This window comes from Paracraurococcus ruber (assembly GCF_004353985.1).
GTDB classification, from domain to species: Bacteria; Pseudomonadota; Alphaproteobacteria; order Acetobacterales; family Acetobacteraceae; genus Paracraurococcus; species Paracraurococcus ruber.
In genome coordinates, this window is sequence record NZ_SMOA01000054.1 from 1 (window position 1) to 19,607 (window position 19,607).

A 19,607-nucleotide genomic window follows, 5' to 3' on the forward strand; every position below is an offset into this window, starting at 1 on the left:
GCCGCCCGACCGGCCCCGGCATCGCCCGGCGCATCCGGGCGCCGGGCCAGCGGCTCACCAGCCGGCGAGCGCCCGCACCGCCTGCGGCGTCGGCCCCGCCTGCCGCAACGGCCGCGCCCCGTCCCGCTTCGCCAGCCGCTTGCCGTCGGCGCCCAGCAGCAGCGGGTGATGCGCATAGGCCGGCTCCGGCCAGCCGAGCAGCGCCTGCAGCAGCCGGTGCAGGTGGGTGGCGGGCTTCAGGTCCTCCCCGCGCGTCACCAGCGTGATGCCCTGCAGCGCATCGTCATGGGTGACGCAGAGATGGTAGCTGGCCGGCGTGTCCTTCCGCGCCAGCACCGCATCGCCGAACTGCCCGGGGTCGCAGCGCAGCCGCCCCTGGCCGAGTTCGTGGAAGGACAGGTCGGACGGCGCCGCCGCCAGCGCCGCCGCCATGTCCAGCCGCAGGGCGTAGGGCTCGCCGGCGGCGAGGCGCGCCGCGCGCGCGGCGGGCGTCAGGCGGCGACAGGTGCCGGGATAGAGCGGGCCGTCGGGACCATGCGGCGCATGGCCGGCCGCGGCGATCTCGCGCTGGATCGCCGCGCGGGTGCAGAAGCAGGGATAGAGCAGGCCGCGCGCCGCCAGCCTGTCCAGCGCCGCGCGGTAGTCCGGCAGGTGGGCGGACTGCACCCGCACCGGGCCGTCCCAGCACAGGCCGAGCCAGGCCAGGTCCGCCGCGATCGCCGCGGCGAATTCCGGGCGGCAGCGGGTGGCGTCGATATCCTCGAGCCGGAGGAGGAAGCGGCCGCCAGCGGCCTCGGCCAGCGCTGCGGCGAAGAGCGCCGAATGGGCATGGCCCAGATGCAGGAAGCCGGTCGGGCTGGGGGCGAAGCGCGTCACCGCGCCGGCGGGCAGGTCCGGCAGCAGGTGACGCAGGCTTTGGGTTGCGGGCATCGCCCGCGGGGCGTAGCGGGCGGGCGGCGGAAGGAGCAAGACGCATGGCAGGCCTCGACGGACCCCGCTTCGGCCCGAAGGCGGGCGGCGCCCCCAGGCAACTCGTCGTGCTGCTGCACGGGCTGGGCGCCGACGGGCAGGACCTGATCGGCCTTGCCCCCGACTGGGCCGAGGCGCTGCCCCATGCCGCCTTCGTCGCGCCGGATGCGCCCGAGGCCTGCGACATGGGCCCCTTCGGCCGGCAATGGTTCAGCCTGCAGGACCGGCGGCCGGCGGCGATGGCTTCCGGCGCGGCGGCGGCGCGGGCCGGGCTGGACGCCTTCCTGGATGCCGAGCTGGCGCGGCACGGGCTGCCGGGGGAGGCGCTGGCGCTGGCCGGCTTCTCCCAGGGCTGCATGATGGCGCTGTTCACCGGCTTGCGGCGGGCGACGGCGCCGGCCGCCATCCTCGGCTATTCCGGCGCGCTGCTGGGGGCGGACCGGCTGGCGGCGGAGATCGCCGCCCGCCCGCCGGTGCTGCTGGTGCATGGGGAGGCGGATGACATCGTGCCGGCGCAGGCCTCGCGCCTGGCCGAATCGGCGCTGCGCGCCGCCGGGGTGCCGGTGGAGGCGCTGTACCGCCCCGGCCTGGCGCATGGCATCGACCCGGCAGGGCTGGCCGCCGGGCTGCGGGTGCTGCGCGCCGCCTTCGGCCTCGCGGCCGCGGGCCCGGGGGCGGCATGACGAAGGCATGAAAGCCCCCCGCCGTTCGGCCCCCCTGCCTTGCGCGGCTGTCGGCGGGCTGGCATGAAGGATGCGGAACACGGCGGTGCCACAGGATCTGGGGCGCAATATGTGTGACAGGCCCCATCCTTAGTCGGCCCCGCCCCGCATAGGAGCGGCGCTTGCCTGACGGCGGTAGCTTCATCGGTGGCCAGTCCTTCCCGGCCCTCGTGCTGAACGCGGATTTCCGCCCGCTGTCCTATTTTCCGCTCTCCATCTGGTCCTGGCAGGATGCGGTGAAGGCCGTCTTCCTCGACCGCGTCTCGGTGCTGAACGAGTACGAGGCGGTGGTGCATTCGCCGACGCTGTCGATGCGGCTGCCCAGCGTGATCGCGCTGAAGGAATACATCCCGGCGGCGCGGCGGCCGGCCTTCACCCGGTTCAACGTCTTCCTGCGCGACCGCTTCGAATGCCAGTATTGCGGCGAGGGCCGGCCGACGCATGACCTGACCTTCGACCACGTGATCCCGCGCAGCCGCGGCGGCCGCACCACCTGGGAGAATGTCTGCACCGCCTGCGGCCCCTGCAACCTGCGCAAGGGGAACAAGCTGCCGCGGGAATGCCAGATGCACCCCCGCCAGGCGCCGCGCCAGCCGACGAGCTGGGAGCTGCAGGAGAATGGCCGCGCCTTCCCGCCGAACTACCTGCATGAGAGCTGGCGGGACTACCTGTACTGGGATTCCGAGCTGGAGAGCTGAGGGCGGTCCGCGGCGGCCCTGACGCCCGCGGGCCGTCGTCGGGCGATCGGCCGGCGTCGCGGTGGCGCGCCAAGCACTCCTGTCCCGGAACGCCTATCCCCCCCCGGCCAGCCATGGGTGCCGGCCGCTGCGGCGCCTCAGCGATGCGTCGTCGCCCAAAGCGGCGGCCGGCCGGCGAAGGCCTCCCGCAGCCAGCCCGCCGCCTCCGCCATCGCCGCGGTGCAGCGGTCCACCCTGCCGGACCAGAAATAGAAGCCGTGGTTCAGGCCGAGCCAGCGGGTGCAGGCCACCGGCACGCCGGCCGCCCGCAGCCTCTCGGCATAGGCCTCGGCCTCGTCGCGCAGCGGGTCGTATTCGGCGGTGGTGACCAGCGCCGGCGGCAGGCCGGCGAGGCTTTCCGCCTTGATGGGCGCGGCATGCGGATGCGCGGCCTGCGTCGCCGGGTCCGGCAGGTAGTGGCCCCAGAACCATTCCATGGTGGCGCGGGTCAGGCCATAGCCCTCGGCATTCTCGGCATAGGAGGGCCAGCCGGGGCTGTGCCAGTCCGTCACCGGGTAGAGCAGCATCTGGCCGAGCAGCGCGGGCCCGCTTTCCTCCCGCAGCCGCAGCGCCGTCACCGCCGCCAGGTTGCCGCCGGCGCTGTCGCCGCCGACCACGATGCGTGCGGGATCGGCGCCGAGCGCCGCGGCCTGGGCGGCGCACCAGCGCGTGGCGTGCAGGCAATCCTCCGGCGCCGCGGGAAAGGGATGCTCCGGCGCCAGCCGGTAATCCACCGAGGCGACGACGCAGCCCGCCCCGGCGCAGAGGTTGCGGCAGATGCCGTCATGCGTGTCGAGGCTGCAGAGCACGAAGCCGCTGCCATGGAAGAAGACCAGCAGCGGAAAGGGCCCCTGCCCCTCCGGCGTGTAGGCCCGGATGCGCAGCGGCAGGCCGGTCGGGCCCTCGATCACCCGCTCCTCCACCCGGGCGATGCGGGCGGGCGGGGCCATGGCGGCGATCCGCGCCTCGTACTGCGCCCGGGCGGCGGGGACGGAGAGCGTCTCGGTCCGCGGCAGATGGCGGCCGGCCTCGAGCAGTGCCTGGATCTGCGGGTCCACGGGCATGGGCATTTGCTCCCCAGGGCGGATCGCGGCGCGGCCCGACGGCCGCGGCGCGGACAGCCATTCTTGCTTGGATCACCGGCCAGCCGCGGCCTGCCGGCTGCGGGGCCCGGGCAGGCCGTCCCAGGCCCCGGCGGGAAGCCTGGCGCGGCCGGCGGCTGGCGTCCAGCCGCGCGGCGTCCGGCTCAGCGGGCCTTCACCGGGCGCTTGCCATGGCTGTCCTGCGGCACGCCCTTGCCCAGCGACATGTGGCTGTGCACGCCCACCCAGCGCCCATCCGGCTGGCGCGCCAGCACGATGGTGGCGCGGCCCGGCCGCGGGAAGGGCGTGCCGTCCGGGTGGAAGCCGGTGCTGGCCCAGGGCGTGACGGCGACGGCCATGGCCCCGTCGGGGGAGGCGAGGACCAGGGTGTTGTCGAGGTCGAAGGCGAAGTCGGCGGTGCGCGGCCAGACATTGTCCCACTGCGTGTCGGTCCAGCGTTGCCGGCTCCGCACCAATTCCTGGAAGGTGCCGAAGATGACGATGTCGTCGTGCCAGAAGGGGTAGGCGCCGGCATAGTCCACGTCGCGGACCCGGGCGGCGAAATCCGCCAGCCAGGTCTTCACCAGCGCGCTGGTGGCGGCATCGGCTTCGGGAAGGGGGAGGTTGGGCATGCGCGGATCCTTCTGCGGCCCGCCATCGCCGCGCGCCGCGCGGCGCAGGTCAAGCCCCGCGCGCAGGCCAACCCCCGCGCGCCTTCCGGCGCAGGCCGAGCCCCGTGCACCGTCCGGCGCAGGCCGCCGCTTGGCGGCGGCGGCCCGGCATTCGCGCCCCGGGGCCGCGCCGCGCTACACCCGCTCGCTCACCTTGATCGCCACCTTGCAGCCGGCCTTGATCGCCGCGCTCAGCAGCCGGTAGGCCGGCGCCTGCTCCGCCTCATGCTCCAGGCCGATGTCGCGGTGCTCCAGTTCCTCCGCCCGGAACTGCCGGATATGGCCGCGCAACTCCGCCTCGTCCTCGCCCAGCGCGGCTTCCTGCGCCTGGTAGTGCTCGTCGATCGCCTCTTCCACCGCGACCGTGCAGGCCATGGCGGCGCGGTGGCCGAGCAGCGCCGTCGCCGCGCCCAGCGCGAAGCCCGCCACATGCCAGACCGGCAGCAGCGCCGTCGGCCGCACCCGCCGCTTCGGGATCAGCCCCGAGAAGGTGTCGAGATGCACCTGCTCCTGCGCCTGCATGTGGCGGATCAGCTTTTCCCACTTCGTCCCGCGCAGCACCGCCAGCTGGCCCTGGTAGATGCGCTTGGCGCCATACTCCCCGGCATGGTCCACCCGGATCACCCGTTCCACCATCTGGCGCGGCGTCGGGTCGCCCGGCAGCCGCCCCTCCCCGGTCCGGCGTGCGCCGGTCCCTGCTTCGCTCATGGCCTGGCTCCTCTCCGCATCCAGATGGCGGCGCCGGCGGAAAGGCCAAGCGCATAGAGCAGGTTCATCGCCGCCATGGAGAGCGGCAGGCCGGGGATCAGGTAGGCCGGCGCGTCGCAGGGCTTGGACGGGCGGGCGGACAGGCCGCGCAGCATGTCCTCCACGCTGCCGCCGGCCGAGCGCGGCACCTGGCAGCCCGCGAGTGGCGAGGGCCACCAGCCCTGCTCCACCCCGACATGGAAGGCCGCGACCGCGCCGGAGCCGAGCACGGCCAGCACCGCCAGCGCCACCAGGACCCGCCGCCCGCGCGGCCAGAGGGCGGCCGCGACCGCCAGCGCCGCCGCCGCCCAGTAGGGCCAGCGCTGCCAGAGGCAGAGCTCGCAGGGGGCAAGGCCGAACCAATCCTCCGAGGCGCGGGCGAAGAGCGGCGCGGCGGCGGCCAGCGCCGCCAGCAGCAAGGCTTGCGTCATGCCGCCCTTCTCCCCCGCCCACCCCGCCCCCGCAACCCGACCCGGCGGCCGCCCCCCCCCTTCGGCCATCGCCGCGGCCGGTGCTAGGCTGCCCGGGAACGGAAGGGGATGCGCCATGCTGAAGCTCTGGGGCCGGACGAGTTCGAGCAACGTCATGAAGGTGCTCTGGCTCTGCGAGGAGCTCTCGATCCCCTATGAGCGGATCGATGCCGGCGGCGCCTTCGGCAGGACCAACGAGCCCTTCTTCCTGGCGATGAACCCGAACAGCCGGGTGCCGGTGATCGAGGAGCCCGACGGCTACACGCTGTGGGAGAGCAACTCCATCCTCCGCTACCTGGTCGCCACGCGGAAGCCGGGCGATCCCATCCACCCCACCGCGCCGAAGGCCCGCGCGGATGTGGAGCGCTGGATGGACTGGCAGCTGGCGACGCTGAACGGGCCGATGACCACCATCTTCTTCACCTATGTCCGCACCCCGCCGGAGAAGCGCGACATGGCGGCGACCGCGAAGGCGCGGGACGAGGCGGAGGCGCTGTGGGGCATCGTCGACCGCCAGCTGGCGGGGAAGGACTATGTGGCGGGCGGCTTCTCGCTGGCCGACATCGCATTCGGCCCCTACCTGCACCGCTGGTTCGCGCTGCCGGTCGACCGGGCGCCGATGCCGGCGCTCGAAGCCTGGTACCAGCGGCTGCAGGCGCAGCATCCGGGCTTCGCCGCGCATGTCGCCGTGCCGCTGACGTGACCGCGATGACCAGGCTGCTGACCGTCTGGGGGCGGGCGAATTCGGTCAACGTGATGAAGGTGCTGTGGCTGCTGGACGAGATGGCGCTGCCCTTCGAGCGCATCGATGCCGGCGGCGCCTTCGGCCGGACGCGCGACCCCGACTATGCCGCGATGAACCCGAATGCGACGGTGCCGACGCTGGTGATGCCGCATGGCTTCACCCTGTGGGAGAGCCACGCGATCCTGCGCTATCTCTGCCGCACCCAGCCGGGCGGCAACCTCTTCTACCCGGAGGCGCCGGAGGCGCGCGCCGATGTCGAGCGCTGGATGGACTGGACGCTCGCCTCCCTCAACGAGCCGATGCGGGTGATCTTCTGGACCCTGGTCCGCACGCCGGAGGAGCAGCGCGACATGGCCGCCTGCGCCCGCGCGCGCGACGGGGCGGAGCGGCTGTGGCGCATCGTCGAGGCGCGGCTGGAGGGCCAGGATTACCTGGCCGGCGGCTTCAGCATCGCCGACATCGCCATGGGCGGCTTCCTGCATCGCTGGTTCGCGCTGCCGGTCGAACGGCCGCCGATGCCGCGGCTGGAGGCCTGGTATGCCCGGCTGCAGGCGCGGCCGCCTTATGCCAAGCACGTCGCGGTGCCGCTGAGCTAGGGCGGATCGCGGAGGGCCGTGAACGGCCCGGAGCGTGAATCTGCTTTGAAGACAACACGCCACAGCGGCGCGGCGTCCAATTCTGAACGCAAGCCGCTATAGCGTTCCGGCCCGATCGGCAGGTACCGGCCTCGACACCCGGAGGCGGTCCGGTGCTGCTGCTCAAGCTCTGACGCCTGGTACCCACGGCGTGCAATCCGTGCCGACCCGAAGCGGTCATGTCCGCCGGACTTCGGGCAACCGGGCCATGCGCACGCCCCCCCCCCGGCGGAGTCCGGCGCGACCTCGGGGGCGTCAGCGCGAACACGCCGCATCCCGCGCGGCACGACGGACCATGGCAACGAAGTGGCGCGTGGGCGCCGAGGCGGCGTCGCGCCGCGCCGCGATGGACAGGAAGGCCCTGGGCCGGCCGGGACCGAGGATCTGCCGGAACGCCACGCCGTCCATCGTCATGCTCTGCATGGAGGCCGGCACCAGGGTCACGCCCAGCCCGCTCGCGACCAGGCTCAGGGCGGACATGATCCGCGGCGCCTCCTGGCCCAGGCGGGGGCTGAACCCCGCTTCCGCACAGGCCGCCAGGGTGGCCTCGTAGAGCGCCGGCCCCTGCTGCCGCGCATAGACGATGAAGGTCTCCGGCGCGAGCTGCGCGAGCGGAACGGCACCGGCGTCCGGGGGGAGCCGCGCCAGCGGATGTGCCGCGGACAGGGCCACGACCATCGGCTCCTCCAGCAGCAGGTGCATGTCGAGGCCTTTGGGCGGGGGGATCGACGCGCGGATGAAGGAAACGTCCAGCCGCCCCGCCTGCAGGCTGTCGATGAGCTCAGCCCTCAGGCACTCCTCCATGCTCACCGAAACCAGGGGGTATGCCTCCCGGAACCGCCGGATCATCCGTGGCACGAAGGGGTGGAACGGTGCGCTCGGCGGCAGGCCGATCCGCAGCCTGCCCTGCTGGCCGGCCGCCGTGCGCCGGGCCGCCTCGACCGCCTCGTCCACCCGCGCCAGGACCGCCAGCGCATCGGCGAGGAAGCCGCGCCCCGCATCCGTCGGTTCGACGCCGCGTGCCTTGCGGCGAAACAGCTGGACGCCGATCTCGCGCTCCAGGGCCTTGATCTGCTGGCTCAGCGGCGGCTGCTGCATCCCGAGCCGTTCGGCCGCGCGCGTGATGTGGCCTTCCTGCGCCACGGCGACGAAGTAGCGGAGGTGCCGAAGCTCGAGTGCCATACGCCACCCGTCTGGATTACGCGTCTCCACGATTATGGCTCGTATATCAGCGCGGTGCTACGCAGGGCGGCACCGAGCCCCGTGGAGGCGCCGAGATGGCCCTGGTCCGCCGGACAGTCCTTGCCCGCGCGCTTGGCGTCGCGGCATTGCCCGCCACGCCTTCGCGCCGCGCCGCCGCGGAGGCGGCCTATCCCTCCCGGCCGGTCCGCCTGGTGATCGGCTTTCCGCCGGGCGGGCCGATGGACATCATGGCCCGCCTGGCCGGCCAAGTGCTCTCGACCCGCCTGGGCCAGCCATTCGTCGTCGAGAGCCGGCCCGGAGCGGGCAGCAACATCGGCACCGAACTGGTCGTCCGGGCGGCGCCGGATGGCCACACCCTGCTGGTCTTCGGCCCGGTGAACACCATCAACGAGACGCTGTACGAGACCCTCTCCTTCACCTTCAGCCGGGACATCGAGCCCGTGGCCGGACTGGCCCGCGTGCCCTTCGTCCTGATCGTCCATCCTGGGCTGCCCGTCCGGAGCGTGCCGGAGCTTGTCGCGCATGCGCGGGCCAACCCCGGCAGGATCGGCATCGCCTCCGCCGGCAACGGCACGCCGCAGCATGTGGCCGCCGAATTGTTCAAGCGGATGGCCGGCGTGGAGATGATCCATGTCCCCTATCGCGGATCGGGGCCGGCGCTGACCGACCTGGTCGGCGGGCAGGTCCAGGTCATGATCGACGCGGTGCCGTCCTCGATCGAGCATGTCCGCAGCGGCAGGGTGAGGGCGCTCGCCGTGACCACGGCGGCGCGCGCCGACATGCTGCCCGAGGTGCCGAGCCTGTCGGACACCCTGCCTGGGTACGAGGTGAGCTCCTGGTATGGGATCGGTGCCCCGAAGGGCACGCCCGCCGCGGTGGTCCGGCGCCTCAACGAGGAGGTGAATGCCGGGCTCGCCGCCCCGGCCCTGGACCAGCGCCTGGCGCAGATGGGCGCGCAGGCCATGCCCGGCACGCCGGAGGACCTTGGACGGTTGATCCTTGCCGAGACCGATCGCTGGCGGCAGGTGGTGCGGGCGGCCGGGATCAGGGTGGAGTAGGGCGTGCCTGCAAAGGGCCCGGCGATGGATCGGCGAGGGGTTTTTCGGACCGGCCAGGGCGTGGCCGCAGACGGGGCTGGTTGCATCGGCGAGGCCACGGACGCTGCCGGGCCGGAAAAGACCCGCCGAGATGCGCCGCAGCCCTTGGCGGAGGCGCCCGAGCCTGTGGTCCGCTGACCGCCCGGCGGAGCCGACCCATGCCCGAACGCATCGAGACCATCGTGGTCGGCGGAGGCCAGGCCGGCCTCGTCATGAGCCACCAGCTTCGGCAGCGCGGGCGCGAGCACCTCGTCCTCGAGCGCGGGCGTGTCGCCGAACGCTGGAGGAGCGAGCGCTGGGACTCGCTGCACTTCCAGTTCCCGAACTGGATGCTGCGCCTGCCCGGCTACACCTATCCGGGCGCCGACCGCGACGGCTTCATGCACCGCGACGGCGTCGCCGCCTTCATCGCCGCCTATGCGGCCAGCATCGCCGCGCCGGTCCGATGCGGCGTCAGGGTCGACGCGCTTCGGCTCCGCGACGGCGGCCGCTTCCTGGTGGAGGCCGGCCCGATGACGATGGAAGCCGCCAACGTCGTGGTCGCGACCGGGCCCTACCAGACCCCGCGCATCCCGGAGGCCGCGATAGGCCTGCCGCCGGGGATCCGCCAGATCACCGCGAACCGCTACACGAACCCGGGGGAGCTGCCGCCGGGTGGCGTCCTGGTGGTGGGGTCCGGCGCCTCGGGCTGCCAGATCGTGGAGGACCTGCTGCTGCATGGCCGGCCCGTGCATTTCTCGCTGCGCGGGCATCGGCGCGTCCCGCGGCGCTATCGCGGCCGCGACTTCGGCCAGTGGGACGAGGAGATGGGGTTCACGAACCGGACCCCGGACCAGATTCCGCCGGGCTTCCGCCCGCCTCTCCTCACCGGCGTGCGGGGCGGCCACACCGTCGACATCCGCGGCATGGCACGCCGGGGCGCAAGGCTGCTCGGCAGCCTGCAGGGCGTGCGGGACGGCCGGGCCTGGTTCGCGGCCGACCTGAACGCCAACCTCGATGCAGGCGACGCCAGCTTTCGCGCGACGCTGCAATCGATCGACGGCTTCATCGACGCCCATGGCGTCGCCGCCCCGCCACGGGGCGAGTTCGATGCGTGCTCCGGCACGCCGCACCCACCACTGCCAGAGCCCGAAAGCCTGGATCTGCGCGATGCCGGCATCGGCACGGTCATCTGGGCGCTTGGCTATGGCTACGATTTCGGCTGGATCGAGTGCCCGGTGCTCGATGCCAGGGGAGTCCCGTTGCACCGTCGTGGCATCACCGGGATCGCCGGGCTCTACGTCCTTGGGTTGCCGAGGCTGCACAAGGTGAAATCGGCATTCCTGTGGGGCGTCGGCGAGGACGCGGCGCATATTGCGGATCACATCCAGGGCCGGACCTGATGCCGGCGAACAGACGTCCCGACGGCTGCGCGCCGGCACGCGTACAGGGTTGGCGTGACGGCTGCGCGCCAGACCCAGTGATCATGCCGGTCAGCATGATGCTGGCTGGTTTGAGCATGGGCGCGGATCGCGGCGGGGCGTGCGTTGCCCAAGGCGCGGCTCCCCTTCCGCCAGCAGCGCGTCGTCGCCATGCGACCTGCCTGGCGGGCCAGCCGCGCCGGGCCATCGGCCGGACGGGAGATCCAGGCGCCGCGGGGTCCGCGCCCGGTGCGGCGCCCCTCCGGCCCCGCGGCGGCAAGGCCGCGTCCAAGCCGCGCGGCCGGCGGCCGGGCCGCCGCGCGCGGCGCCGGGAAGGCCGGTGCTGGACTTCGCCCGCCTCTCCGTCTATAGGAATAAAATCAAGGCTGTCCGGATGCCTCCTCCGCCTCCGCCCGCCGTCGCCGCCCGACGATGTCGAGCGCCGTGGCCAGCACCTCGGCGGTGATGCCCTCCTGCCCGTAGCGCTCCAGCAGCCGCCCGGTGGAGGTGAAGAGGATCGGCCGCAGCATCAGGGCGCCGCGGAACATGCGCGCCTCGGCCTCCCGCGTGATGCCGAAATCCCGGCGGAAGGCCTTCGGGATGGTGACCTGCCATTGCGGGGAGACGCGGATGATCATGCGGGCCGCTCCGAACCGGGCCGGCATTAAAGGGAAAAATTCCTAAAATGTAAAGCCCGATCCTCGCCGAAACCGGCCTGTCCGGCCGCCTTGCCGCGGATGGGGCCGCACCGGACTCAGCGGAATTGAGCGGCCCCGGCCCCGCCCGCCGGCGGCGCGCTCAGGCCCGCGCCCGGCGCCGGACCGGCTCCTCCGCCGCCGTGTCGTTGGCGCCCTCCAGCGCCGCCAGGAAGTCGCGGCACCAGGCGCGCGCGCCGTCGCGGAAGACCGAGACGGCGCAGTCCTGCCAGCGCTGCTGCCGCTCCTCCCGCGGCATGCGCAGCGCCTGGTCCAGCGCCTCGGCGATCTCGTCCGGGTCCAGCGGGTTCACCAGCAGCGCGCCCGGCAGTTGCGCCACCGCGCCGGCGAAGCGCGACAGCACCAGCACGCCCGGATCCTCGGGATCCTGGGCCGCGACATATTCCTTCGCCACCAGGTTCATGCCGTCCCGCAGCGGCGTCACCAGCCCGACGCGGGCCATGCGCATGAAGCCGGCCAGCACCGGCCGCGCCACCGCCCGGGTCATGTAGCGCAGCGGCGCCCAGTCCGGCTCGGCATGCTGGCCATTGATGCGGCCGACCCATTCGTCCAGCTCCCGCCGCAGCGTGCGGTACTCCGCCACGTCGCCGCGCGAGACGGGCGCCACCTGCAGGTAGGTGACCTTCGACCGGTGCGCCTTGAAGCGCGCCAGAAGCTGGCCATAGCCGCAGAAGCGCTGCGGCAGGCCCTTGGTGTAGTCCAGCCGATCCACGCCGATGATCAGCGCGCGCTCGACCAGGCTCAGCCGGAAGCGCTCGGTCTCCCGCTTCTCCAGCGCCTTCACCGCCAGCGCCGCGAAGGGCTCGGCCTCGATCCCGATCGGGAAGGCGGCGACGCGCGCCGCCGCCTCCGGCTGGCCGATGCCGATCAGGGCGGCGCGGAGATTGGTCACGTCGTCCTCGGTCTGCAGCCCGATGACGTCGTAGCCGGCCAGGTCGGCCAGCAATTCCTCGGCCCGCGGCAGGGCGCAGAACAGCGCCGCCGGCGGGAAGGGCACGTGCAGGAAGAAGCCGATGCGCTGGCCGCAGCCGCGCCGGCGCAGTTCCGCCGCCATGGGGAACAGGTGGAAGTCGTGCACCCAGACCGTGTCGTCCGGCCGCAGGCGCGGCGCCAGGGCATCGGCGAAGGCGGCATTCACCGCGCGGTAGCCGGCATAGTCCTGGCGGTCGAACTGCGCGAGGCCGAGGCGGTAGTGCAGGGTCGGCCAGAGCGAGGCGTTGGAGAAGCCGGCATAGTAGCGCCGGTGGTCCTCCCGCCCCAGGTCCAGGGTCGTGTAGGCGATGCGCCCGATGCGGGTTTCGGCCGGCTCGCCGCCGGTCGCCTCGGCGATGCGGCCGGACCAGCCGAACCACACCGCCTCCCGCCGCGTCAGCGCGTCCTGCAGGGCGACGGCCAGCCCGCCGGCGGTGGCGCCGCGCGCCGCGGGGTCGGGCACGCGGTTGGCGACGACAACGAGCCGGTTCACGGCCCGGCGCCGTCGGGCGCGGGTGGCGTCGCCAGGGGTCGCGCGGGCTCGAAGGGCGGCGCGACGGCGCTGGCCAGCCAGTCCCGCAGCGCGGCCGGCGTGCCGAAGGCATCCTGTAGCCGGAAGCCGAAGCCGCCCAGGCGTCGTGCCACCGCCATTCCTTCCTCGTCGGTGACGTCGTCGCCGATGAAGACCGGCACGCGGCCCTGGAAGGGCGGGCGGCCCATCAGCGCCGCGGTGGCGGTGCCCTTGCTGGCGCCGCGCGGCTTCACCTCCCAGGCCATGCGGGCCTCGAGCAGGGTGAAGGCCCCGGCATCCTCGGCGACCAGGCTGGCCAGCAGCGCCTCGGCCGCCGGGCCCAGATCGGGGGCCTGGCGGTAATGCACGACGAAGCCGTGGTCCTTGTCCTCGATCAGCGCGCCGGGATGCGCCGCCACCAGCGCCGCGGCGCGGGCGCGCCAGGCGGCGGGGGGGTTCGGCAGGTCCGGGTCGAGGGCGGGCCGCCCCGGCTCCGGCCGCAGGCTGGCGCCATGGTCGCCGGCCATGGCCAGCGGAACCGGCAGGAACTGGTCGAGGTCGCGCAGCGGCCGGCCGCTGACGATCGCCAGCGCGCCCTGCAGCGCGCCGGAGAGGCGGTGCAGCAGCCCGGGCAGGTCCGGCGGCACGCGCACGGCGTCGGGCCGCGGCGCGATCTCCACCAGGGTCCCGTCGAAATCGAGGAGCAGCGCCGCGCGGCCGATGGGGCCCAGGCCGGGCATCCCCGGCGGCGGCGGGAGGAGGAAAGGTCCGGCCATGTGACGGGTCAAGCCCGCTGGGCCCGCCGCGTTGCGTCGCGAGGGCGCGAGGCCGCAGCGGATCCGGTCACAGCCGGCGGAGAGGCGGGCGGCGTCCGGCCGCCGGGCGGGGCCGGCGGCGCGGGGCGGGTCAGCGGCGGTGGCGGACCGGCGCCGGCTCGACCGGCCGCATGGTCCAGAGGGCGAGGGCCGGCGGCAGGACGCCGACCAGCAGCCAATGGATGAGCGCCGCCTGCCGGCCGAAGAACCCGGCATCCCAGAGCAGCACGCAGGCCAGCTGCACCAGCAGCATCCAGGCGACGGAGACGGTCAGGGCGCGCTGTTCGGCGCGCGCCTGGTGCCGGGAAGCGTCCCGCATGCGCGGCATCCCTTCTGAGTGGCTGGCGGTGGAACGGCGCGGCGGCGGGGCCCGTGAAGCGGCCCGCCGCGCGCCTCATGACGTACACAATACACGGAAGCGTGAGCATTGCACACGGAAAAGCGAGGCCCCGCGGCTGGGGTGACCTGCCGGCATTGCCCGGGCGTGCCGCCGCGTCGGGGGCGACCGGATGCGCCGGGGGGGCGCCCTGCCGCCGGCGCGCGCGGCGCCCCGGCCCGTCCCGGCGCCGGTGACCGCGCCGGGGGCCAAGCTTCCGCCGCGCGGCGATCTGCTCTAGAGACGCCGGGCGCGGCCCCTGTGGCGGAACGGTAGACGCAGGCGACTCAAAATCGCTCGCCCGAGAGGGTGTGGGAGTTCGAATCTCCCCGGGGGCACCAGCATGGCTCCGGCCCGGCGCCGGCGCTGGACAATCGGCCCGGTTCGCGCAAAAGACCCGCTCCACGATAACGTCCCGGAGATTCGCCATGGCATCGGCGCTCGACCGCATCGCCGACATCATCGCGGAGACGTCCGACGTCCCCCGCGACAAGATCACGCCGGACAGCCATGTGATCGAGGATCTGGGCATCGACAGCCTCGACTTCCTCGACATCGTCTTCGCCATCGACAAGGCCTTCGGCATCAAGGTCCCGGTCGAGGCCTGGACGCAGGAAGTGAACAACGGCGCGGCCCCGGCCGAGCAGTACTTCGTCATGAAGAACCTCGCCGCCCGCATCGAGGAACTGGTCGCCGCCAAGGCGGCGGGCTGACCCGGCCGGGCGATGCGCCTCGAATACTTCCAGATGATCGACCGGGTGAGCGAGGTCGGTCCCGAGGCCATCGCCGCCGAGGCCGTGGTGCCGGCCGAGAGCCCGGTCTTCGAGGGGCATTTCCCCGGCCACCCGCTGGTCCCCGGGGTGCTGCTGGTGGAGACCATGGCCCAGGCCTCCGGCTACCTGCTGCTGCACCGCTTCGGCTTCGCCCGCATGCCCTTCCTGTCCGGCGTGAAGGAGGCGAAGTTCCGCAGCTTCGTGGTGCCGGAGACGCGGCTGGAGGTGACCGCGACGCTCGAGCATGACGGCTCGGGCTATGCCGTGACCAAGGCCGCCATATCGGCTGGCGGCAAGCGGATCTGCGACGCCGCGCTGACCTTCCGCACCCTGCCCTTCCCGGCGCCCGAGCTGGAAGCCGCGATGCGGGCGCAGGCGGCGCGGATCGGGCTGCCCACCGGACGACCCACGGCATGACCGAGACCATCTGGATCACCGGCCTCGGCCTCGTCTCCTCCCTGGGCGAGGGGCCGGAGGTCCATCGCGCCGCCCTCGCGGACGGCGCGCGGGCCGGATCCCTGCCGGTGCTGGACGAGGCGGGCTTCGCCCCCTTCCCCATCCATCCGCTGCCGGCGCTCGACCTCGACCGGCAGATCCCGAAGAAGGGCGACCAGCGGCAGATGGAGCCCTGGCAGCGCCTGGGCACCTATGCCGCCGGGCTGGCGATCGACCATGCCGGGGCGCGCGGCCTCGTCGCCGACATGCACCTGATCGTCGCCGCCGGTGGCGGCGAGCGGGACGTGGCGCTGGACGAGGCGGTCTGCGCCGAGATCGCCCGCCTGCCCGCCGCCGAGGCCGGGCGGGTGCTCAACGAACGCCTCGCCTCCGGCCTCAGGCCGACGCTGTTCCTGGCGCAGCTCTCCAACCTGCTGGCCGGCAACATCTCCATCGTGCACGGCGTCACCGGGTCCTCCCGCACCTTCATGGGTGAGGAGAGCGCGGCCGCCGATGCGGTGCGCATCGCCGCGGCGCGGCTGGCCGAGGGGCGCGCCAAGGGGGGAGCCAGGATCGCCCTGGTGGGCGGCGCCTATGCGGCGGCGCGCTGGGACATGCTGCTGCTCTACGCCGCCTCCGGCCAGCTCTGGCGCGGCGCCTGGGCGCCGGTGGCGGCGCGGCAGCCCGCGGGCGGCGGGCTGGTGATGGGCAGCGTCGCCGCCTTCCTGGTGCTGGAGACCGAGAGCCATGCGCGCGCCCGCGGCGCCGCCGGCATCGCCCGGCTGGGCCCGGTGCGGACGGCGGCGGCGCGGCGGCGCGGCGCCGACACGGCCGAGGCGAGCGCGGCGCGGCTGGCCGAGGGCCTGGCGCTGCGGCCGGGCCATGCCGTGCTGACCGGCGCCACCGGCATCGCCGCGCCCCTGGCAGCGGAGGCCGCGCTGCTGGCGCGGCTGCGCGAGGCCGGCCCGGCGCCGGGCCTGCTGCGGCACACCGCGGACCTGATCGGCCATGGGGTCGAGGCCGCCTTTCCCGCCAACCTCGCCCTCGGCGCCCTGGCGGTGCAGGCGGGCGCGGCGCCGCAGGCGCTGGTCACCGGCTTCGGCGCCTGGCGCGGCGAGGCGCTGGCCCTGGTGGAGCCCGTCTAGATGGACCTCACGGATCACCTCGGCCGCCCCGTCGTCGCCGTCACCGGCATCGGGCTGGTCACGCCGCTCGGCATCGGCGTGGCGGCGAGCTGGGAAGGGCTGCTGGCCGGCCGGTCCGGCATCCGCCGCATCACCCGCTTCCCGACCGAGCACCTGCGCACCACCATCGCCGGCCAGGTGGACCTGCCGGACGAGGACCCGGCGCGGGCGGTCTGCTCGCCCGAGCGGGTCGAGCGCATGGCGGCGCTGGCCGCGGCGGAGGCGCTGGCCGGCGCCGGCCTCGGCGGCCGCGCGGAACAGGGCATGGGCTTCCCCGGCCCGCTCTTCCTCGGCATGCCGCCGGTCGAGGTGGAATGGCCGCAGCGGCTCGACCTCGCCCGCGCCGGCAACGGCCCCGCCGCCGGGACCTATCCCGCCATGGTCGCCGCCGCCACCGGCCGGCAGGACCTGTTCGAGGGCGTGCTGTTCGGCGGGGTGGGGGAGCGGCTGGCCGACCGCTTCGGCACCCAGGGTGCGCCGATCTCCCTCACCACCGCCTGCGCCACCGGCGCCTCCTCCATCCAGCTGGGCGTCGAGGCGATCCAGCGCGGCGAGGCGACGGCGGCGCTCTGCATCGGCGCCGAGGGCAGCGTGCAGCCGGAGGCGCTGATCCGCTTCTCGCTGCTCTCGGCCCTGTCCGCCCGCAACGAGGACCCGGCGAGGGCGTCCCGCCCCTTCGAGAAGACCCGCGAGGGCTTCGTGATGAGCGAGGGCGCGGCGGCGCTGGTGCTGGAGAGCCTGGAGAGCGCGCGGGCGCGCGGCGCCACGGTGCTGGGCCTGCTGCTGGGCTGCGGCGAGCGGGCCGACAGCTTCCACCGCACCCGCAGCAACCCGGATGGCGGCGCCATCATCGGCGCCATGCGGGCGGCCATCGCCGATGCGGGGCTGCAGCCGGCCGACATCGACTACGTGAACGCGCATGGCACCGGCACGCCGGAGAACGACAAGATGGAGACGCTGGGCATGCGCGCCGTCTTCGGTGAGGCCTGCCCGCCGATCTCCTCCAACAAGTCGATGATCGGCCACACGTTGTCGGCGGCCGGCGCGATCGAGGCGGTGTTCAGCCTGCTGGCCATCCGCGACGGCGTGCTGCCGCCGACCATCAACCACGAGACGCCGGACCCGGCCATCCCGCTCGACGTCGTGCCGAACGTCAAGCGCCCGGCGCGGGTCCGCCGCGTGCTGTCCAACAGCTTCGGCTTCGGCGGGCAGAATGTGTGCCTGGTGCTGGGGGCGGCGCCATGAGCGGCCCGATGGCCGGAGCGGTTCGCCGCCTGCGCCGAACGGCGCGGCGGGCCGGATCCGCCCGCTGCCCGGGGGGCCGCTGACATGCGCGCGCTGAGACTGTTCGGCGACCGCGACACGCGGCTGGTGGACATGGAGCCGCCGCCGCCGCCCGGCCCGGGCGAGGTGCAGCTGCGCATGCGCGCCGTGGCGCTGAACCATATCGATGTCTGGGGCTGGCGCGGCATGGCCTTCGCCAAGCGCCAGATGCCGCTGACCGTGGGCGCCGAGGCGGTGGGCGAGGTCGCCGCGCTGGGCGCGGGCGTGACCGGCTGGCGCATCGGCCAGCGTGCGGTGCCCTATGGCGCGCTGACCTGCGGCGCGTGCCGCGCCTGCCGCGATGGGCGCGACAACCTCTGCGAGAATGTCCGCGGGGTGAAGGGCTTCCATGTGGACGGCTTCGCGCAGGAACTGGTGAACCAGGATGCGCGGCTGCTGGTGCCGGTGCCCGAGGGCGTGGCGGTGAACGACGCCGCCTGCGCCGCCATCACCTTCTCCACCGTCGAGCACATGCTGTTCGACAATGCCCGGCTGGAGCCGGGCGAGACCATCCTGATCCAGGCCGCCGGGTCGGGCATCGGCACCGTCGCGGTCAAGATGGCCAAGGCGCTAGGCTGCACGGTGATCGCGACCGCCGGGTCGGACGAGAAATGCGCCCAGGCGCGCGCGCTGGGCGCCGACCATGTGGTGAACTACGTCACCGACCGGTTCGAGAGCGTGGCGCGCAAGGTGACGCAGAAGCGCGGTGTGGACGTGGTGTTCGAGCATGTCGGGGCCACCACCTGGGCCGGAAGCCTGCTCTGCCTGCGCATGGGCGGGCGCCTGGTCACCTGCGGCAGCACCAGCGGCGTCTCGGCCGAGACGAACCTGATGATGATCTTCCAGCGCCAGCTCAGGATCTTCGGCAGCTTCGGCGCATCCATGCGCAACATCGCCGATGGCCTGGGCAAGATGGCGGGCGGGCTGACGCCGGTGATCGACACCGTCGCGCCGCTCGAGGATTTCGCCGGGGCGCTGGAGCGGCTGGAGAGCCGGCGCGTCTTCGGCAAGATCGTCGTCACCCTGTAGCGGCGATGCGGGCCGGGCTGCGCCAGGCGGCGGATTCCGTCGTCGCCGCCCTGGTGCGCGGGCTGTTCGCGCTGGTGCGGCTGCTGGGGCCGGACCGCGCCGCGGCGCTGGGCGCGGCGGTGGCGCGGACCATAGGGCCCTTGCTGCCGGTGCACCGCACCGCGCTCGACAACATCCGCCACGCCTTCCCCGACCTGCCGCCGGACGCCCATGCGCGCATCGCGCGGGAGGCCTGGGACAATCTGGGCCGCACCGCCGCGGAATACCCGCATCTGGATGCGCTGTGGGATTTCGACGAGCAGGCGCCGCGGCCCGGCCGCATCCGCATCGCGCCGGAGGTGATCGCCCGCTTCCTGGCGCTGCGCGATGACGGCAAGCCGGCGCTGTTCTTCGCCGCGCATCTGGCGAACTGGGAATTGCCGGCGGTGGCGGCGGCGAAGCACGGGCTGGCGGCGGCGGTGCTGTACCGCACGCCGAACAACCGCAGCGTCGCCCGCGACATCGTGGCGCTGCGGGAGGCGAGCATGGGCCGGTTGATCCCGGCCGGGATCGAGGCGCCGATCCGCATGATGGAGGCGCTGGACGCCGGCCTGCATGTCGGCATGCTGGTCGACCAGCGCTTCGGCCGCGGGCCGCTGGTGCCCTTCCTGGGCCGGCCCGCCGCGTCGAACCCGCTGGTGGCGCATCTGGCGCGACGCTTCGACTGCCCGGTGCATGGGGCGCGGGCGATCCGGGAGGCGGATGGCGGCTTCCGATTGGAACTGACGGAGGCGGTGGCCTTGCCGCGCGATGCCAGGGGCCGGGTGGATGTGGAGGCGGCGACGGCGCTGCTGAACCGCATCGTCGAAGGCTGGGTGCGCGAGCATCCCGGCCAGTGGCTGTGGATGCACCGGCGCTGGCGATGACTGCCCGACGGCCCTCGCCGATCGGGCGGACCGGGGCCGGCCCAGGCGTCGCTCGGCCCCTGGTGAGGATGGTCCGGAGGGGGCAAGGCC

General features: G+C 74.0%; 22 protein-coding genes and 1 tRNA gene. 13 read left to right on the forward strand and 10 right to left on the reverse strand.

Going from position 1 to position 19,607, the window contains the following annotated elements; genetic code table 11:
- Nucleotides 1-54: 54 nt before the first annotated feature.
- Nucleotides 55-930, reverse strand: coding sequence for a tRNA glutamyl-Q(34) synthetase GluQRS (gene gluQRS, locus E2C05_RS12400; protein WP_133219950.1), 876 nt, complete (start codon nucleotides 928-930; stop codon nucleotides 55-57).
- A gap of 44 nt (nucleotides 931-974) precedes the next feature.
- Here gluQRS and E2C05_RS12405 point away from each other — a divergent pair, with 44 nt between their 5' ends.
- On the forward strand, nucleotides 975-1,652 hold the full coding sequence (locus E2C05_RS12405) for an alpha/beta hydrolase (RefSeq protein WP_133219951.1): 678 nt from the start codon (nucleotides 975-977) through the stop codon (nucleotides 1,650-1,652).
- Nucleotides 1,653-1,813: 161 nt separating this feature from the next.
- Complete coding sequence (locus tag E2C05_RS12410; RefSeq protein WP_192912454.1) at nucleotides 1,814-2,389, forward strand: HNH endonuclease; 576 nt, start codon at nucleotides 1,814-1,816, stop codon at nucleotides 2,387-2,389.
- A 137-nt stretch (nucleotides 2,390-2,526) separates the two neighbouring features.
- Here the strand turns inward: E2C05_RS12410 and E2C05_RS12415 are convergent, their stop codons facing one another.
- From E2C05_RS12415 to E2C05_RS12430, 4 genes are all read right to left on the reverse strand, one after another.
- A complete protein-coding gene (locus tag E2C05_RS12415) occupies nucleotides 2,527-3,492 on the reverse strand; it encodes an alpha/beta hydrolase (RefSeq protein WP_133219952.1) in 966 nt (321 codons plus the stop codon).
- 182 nt (nucleotides 3,493-3,674) lie between these two features.
- Nucleotides 3,675-4,142: a YybH family protein gene (locus tag E2C05_RS12420; RefSeq protein ID WP_133219953.1), complete on the reverse strand. Its 468-nt coding sequence runs from the start codon at nucleotides 4,140-4,142 to the stop codon at nucleotides 3,675-3,677.
- A 174-nt stretch (nucleotides 4,143-4,316) separates the two neighbouring features.
- Complete coding sequence (locus E2C05_RS12425) at nucleotides 4,317-4,889, reverse strand: demethoxyubiquinone hydroxylase family protein (protein ID WP_133219954.1); 573 nt, start codon at nucleotides 4,887-4,889, stop codon at nucleotides 4,317-4,319.
- Nucleotides 4,886-5,359 carry a disulfide bond formation protein B gene (locus tag E2C05_RS12430; protein ID WP_133219955.1) on the reverse strand — a complete coding sequence of 158 codons (474 nt, stop codon included), beginning with the start codon at nucleotides 5,357-5,359 and terminating at the stop codon, nucleotides 4,886-4,888. Before E2C05_RS12430 ends, E2C05_RS12425 begins: the two co-directional genes overlap by 4 nt.
- 115 nt (nucleotides 5,360-5,474) lie before the next feature.
- Between E2C05_RS12430 and E2C05_RS12435 the strand changes: the two genes are divergently transcribed.
- A complete protein-coding gene (locus E2C05_RS12435; protein WP_133219956.1) occupies nucleotides 5,475-6,101 on the forward strand; it encodes a glutathione S-transferase family protein in 627 nt (208 codons plus the stop codon).
- Between the two features lie 5 nt (nucleotides 6,102-6,106).
- Complete coding sequence (locus tag E2C05_RS12440) at nucleotides 6,107-6,739, forward strand: glutathione S-transferase family protein (protein WP_133219980.1); 633 nt, start codon at nucleotides 6,107-6,109, stop codon at nucleotides 6,737-6,739.
- Nucleotides 6,740-7,033: 294 nt separating this feature from the next.
- Here E2C05_RS12440 and E2C05_RS12445 read toward each other — a convergent pair whose 3' ends face one another.
- Complete coding sequence (locus E2C05_RS12445) at nucleotides 7,034-7,960, reverse strand: LysR family transcriptional regulator (protein WP_133219957.1); 927 nt, start codon at nucleotides 7,958-7,960, stop codon at nucleotides 7,034-7,036.
- A gap of 95 nt (nucleotides 7,961-8,055) precedes the next feature.
- On the opposite strand from E2C05_RS12445, the gene E2C05_RS12450 reads away from it, so the two are divergent.
- Together E2C05_RS12450 and E2C05_RS12455 are read left to right on the forward strand one after the other, a co-directional pair.
- A complete protein-coding gene (locus E2C05_RS12450) occupies nucleotides 8,056-9,039 on the forward strand; it encodes a Bug family tripartite tricarboxylate transporter substrate binding protein (RefSeq protein ID WP_133219958.1) in 984 nt (327 codons plus the stop codon).
- 197 nt (nucleotides 9,040-9,236) lie between these two features.
- The gene (locus tag E2C05_RS12455) at nucleotides 9,237-10,460 is read left to right on the forward strand and encodes an NAD(P)-binding domain-containing protein (RefSeq protein WP_133219959.1); all 1,224 of its coding nucleotides are present in this window, start codon (nucleotides 9,237-9,239) and stop codon (nucleotides 10,458-10,460) included.
- Between the two features lie 398 nt (nucleotides 10,461-10,858).
- Here the strand turns inward: E2C05_RS12455 and E2C05_RS12460 are convergent, their stop codons facing one another.
- From E2C05_RS12460 to E2C05_RS12475, 4 genes are all read right to left on the reverse strand, one after another.
- Nucleotides 10,859-11,116, reverse strand: coding sequence for a hypothetical protein (locus E2C05_RS12460; RefSeq protein ID WP_133219960.1), 258 nt, complete (start codon nucleotides 11,114-11,116; stop codon nucleotides 10,859-10,861).
- 160 nt (nucleotides 11,117-11,276) lie between these two features.
- Nucleotides 11,277-12,659 (reverse strand): alpha,alpha-trehalose-phosphate synthase (UDP-forming), encoded by a 1,383-nt coding sequence (locus tag E2C05_RS12465; protein WP_133219961.1) that lies wholly within the window; start codon nucleotides 12,657-12,659, stop codon nucleotides 11,277-11,279.
- A complete protein-coding gene (gene otsB / locus E2C05_RS12470; RefSeq protein WP_133219962.1) occupies nucleotides 12,656-13,417 on the reverse strand; it encodes a trehalose-phosphatase in 762 nt (253 codons plus the stop codon). The genes E2C05_RS12465 and otsB overlap by 4 nt, the downstream gene beginning before the upstream one ends.
- A 166-nt stretch (nucleotides 13,418-13,583) precedes the next feature.
- Entirely contained in the window at nucleotides 13,584-13,811 is a 228-nt protein-coding gene (locus E2C05_RS12475) for a hypothetical protein (protein ID WP_133219963.1), read from the reverse strand.
- Between the two features lie 312 nt (nucleotides 13,812-14,123).
- Here E2C05_RS12475 and E2C05_RS12480 point away from each other — a divergent pair.
- From E2C05_RS12480 to E2C05_RS12510, 7 genes are all read left to right on the forward strand, one after another.
- A tRNA-Leu gene (locus tag E2C05_RS12480) sits at nucleotides 14,124-14,209 on the forward strand.
- An 87-nt stretch (nucleotides 14,210-14,296) separates the two neighbouring features.
- Nucleotides 14,297-14,581: an acyl carrier protein gene (locus E2C05_RS12485; RefSeq protein ID WP_133219964.1), complete on the forward strand. Its 285-nt coding sequence runs from the start codon at nucleotides 14,297-14,299 to the stop codon at nucleotides 14,579-14,581.
- A 12-nt stretch (nucleotides 14,582-14,593) separates the two neighbouring features.
- Nucleotides 14,594-15,058 (forward strand): 3-hydroxyacyl-ACP dehydratase FabZ family protein, encoded by a 465-nt coding sequence (locus tag E2C05_RS12490; protein WP_133219965.1) that lies wholly within the window; start codon nucleotides 14,594-14,596, stop codon nucleotides 15,056-15,058.
- Complete coding sequence (locus E2C05_RS12495; protein ID WP_133219966.1) at nucleotides 15,055-16,221, forward strand: beta-ketoacyl-ACP synthase; 1,167 nt, start codon at nucleotides 15,055-15,057, stop codon at nucleotides 16,219-16,221. The genes E2C05_RS12490 and E2C05_RS12495 overlap by 4 nt, the downstream gene beginning before the upstream one ends.
- Nucleotides 16,222-17,505 carry a beta-ketoacyl-ACP synthase gene (locus E2C05_RS12500; RefSeq protein ID WP_133219967.1) on the forward strand — a complete coding sequence of 428 codons (1,284 nt, stop codon included), beginning with the start codon at nucleotides 16,222-16,224 and terminating at the stop codon, nucleotides 17,503-17,505.
- Between the two features lie 84 nt (nucleotides 17,506-17,589).
- A complete protein-coding gene (locus tag E2C05_RS12505; RefSeq protein WP_133219968.1) occupies nucleotides 17,590-18,612 on the forward strand; it encodes a zinc-binding dehydrogenase in 1,023 nt (340 codons plus the stop codon).
- A 5-nt stretch (nucleotides 18,613-18,617) separates the two neighbouring features.
- On the forward strand, nucleotides 18,618-19,517 hold the full coding sequence (locus tag E2C05_RS12510; protein ID WP_133219969.1) for a lipid A biosynthesis lauroyl acyltransferase: 900 nt from the start codon (nucleotides 18,618-18,620) through the stop codon (nucleotides 19,515-19,517).
- Nucleotides 19,518-19,607 lie beyond the last annotated feature (90 nt).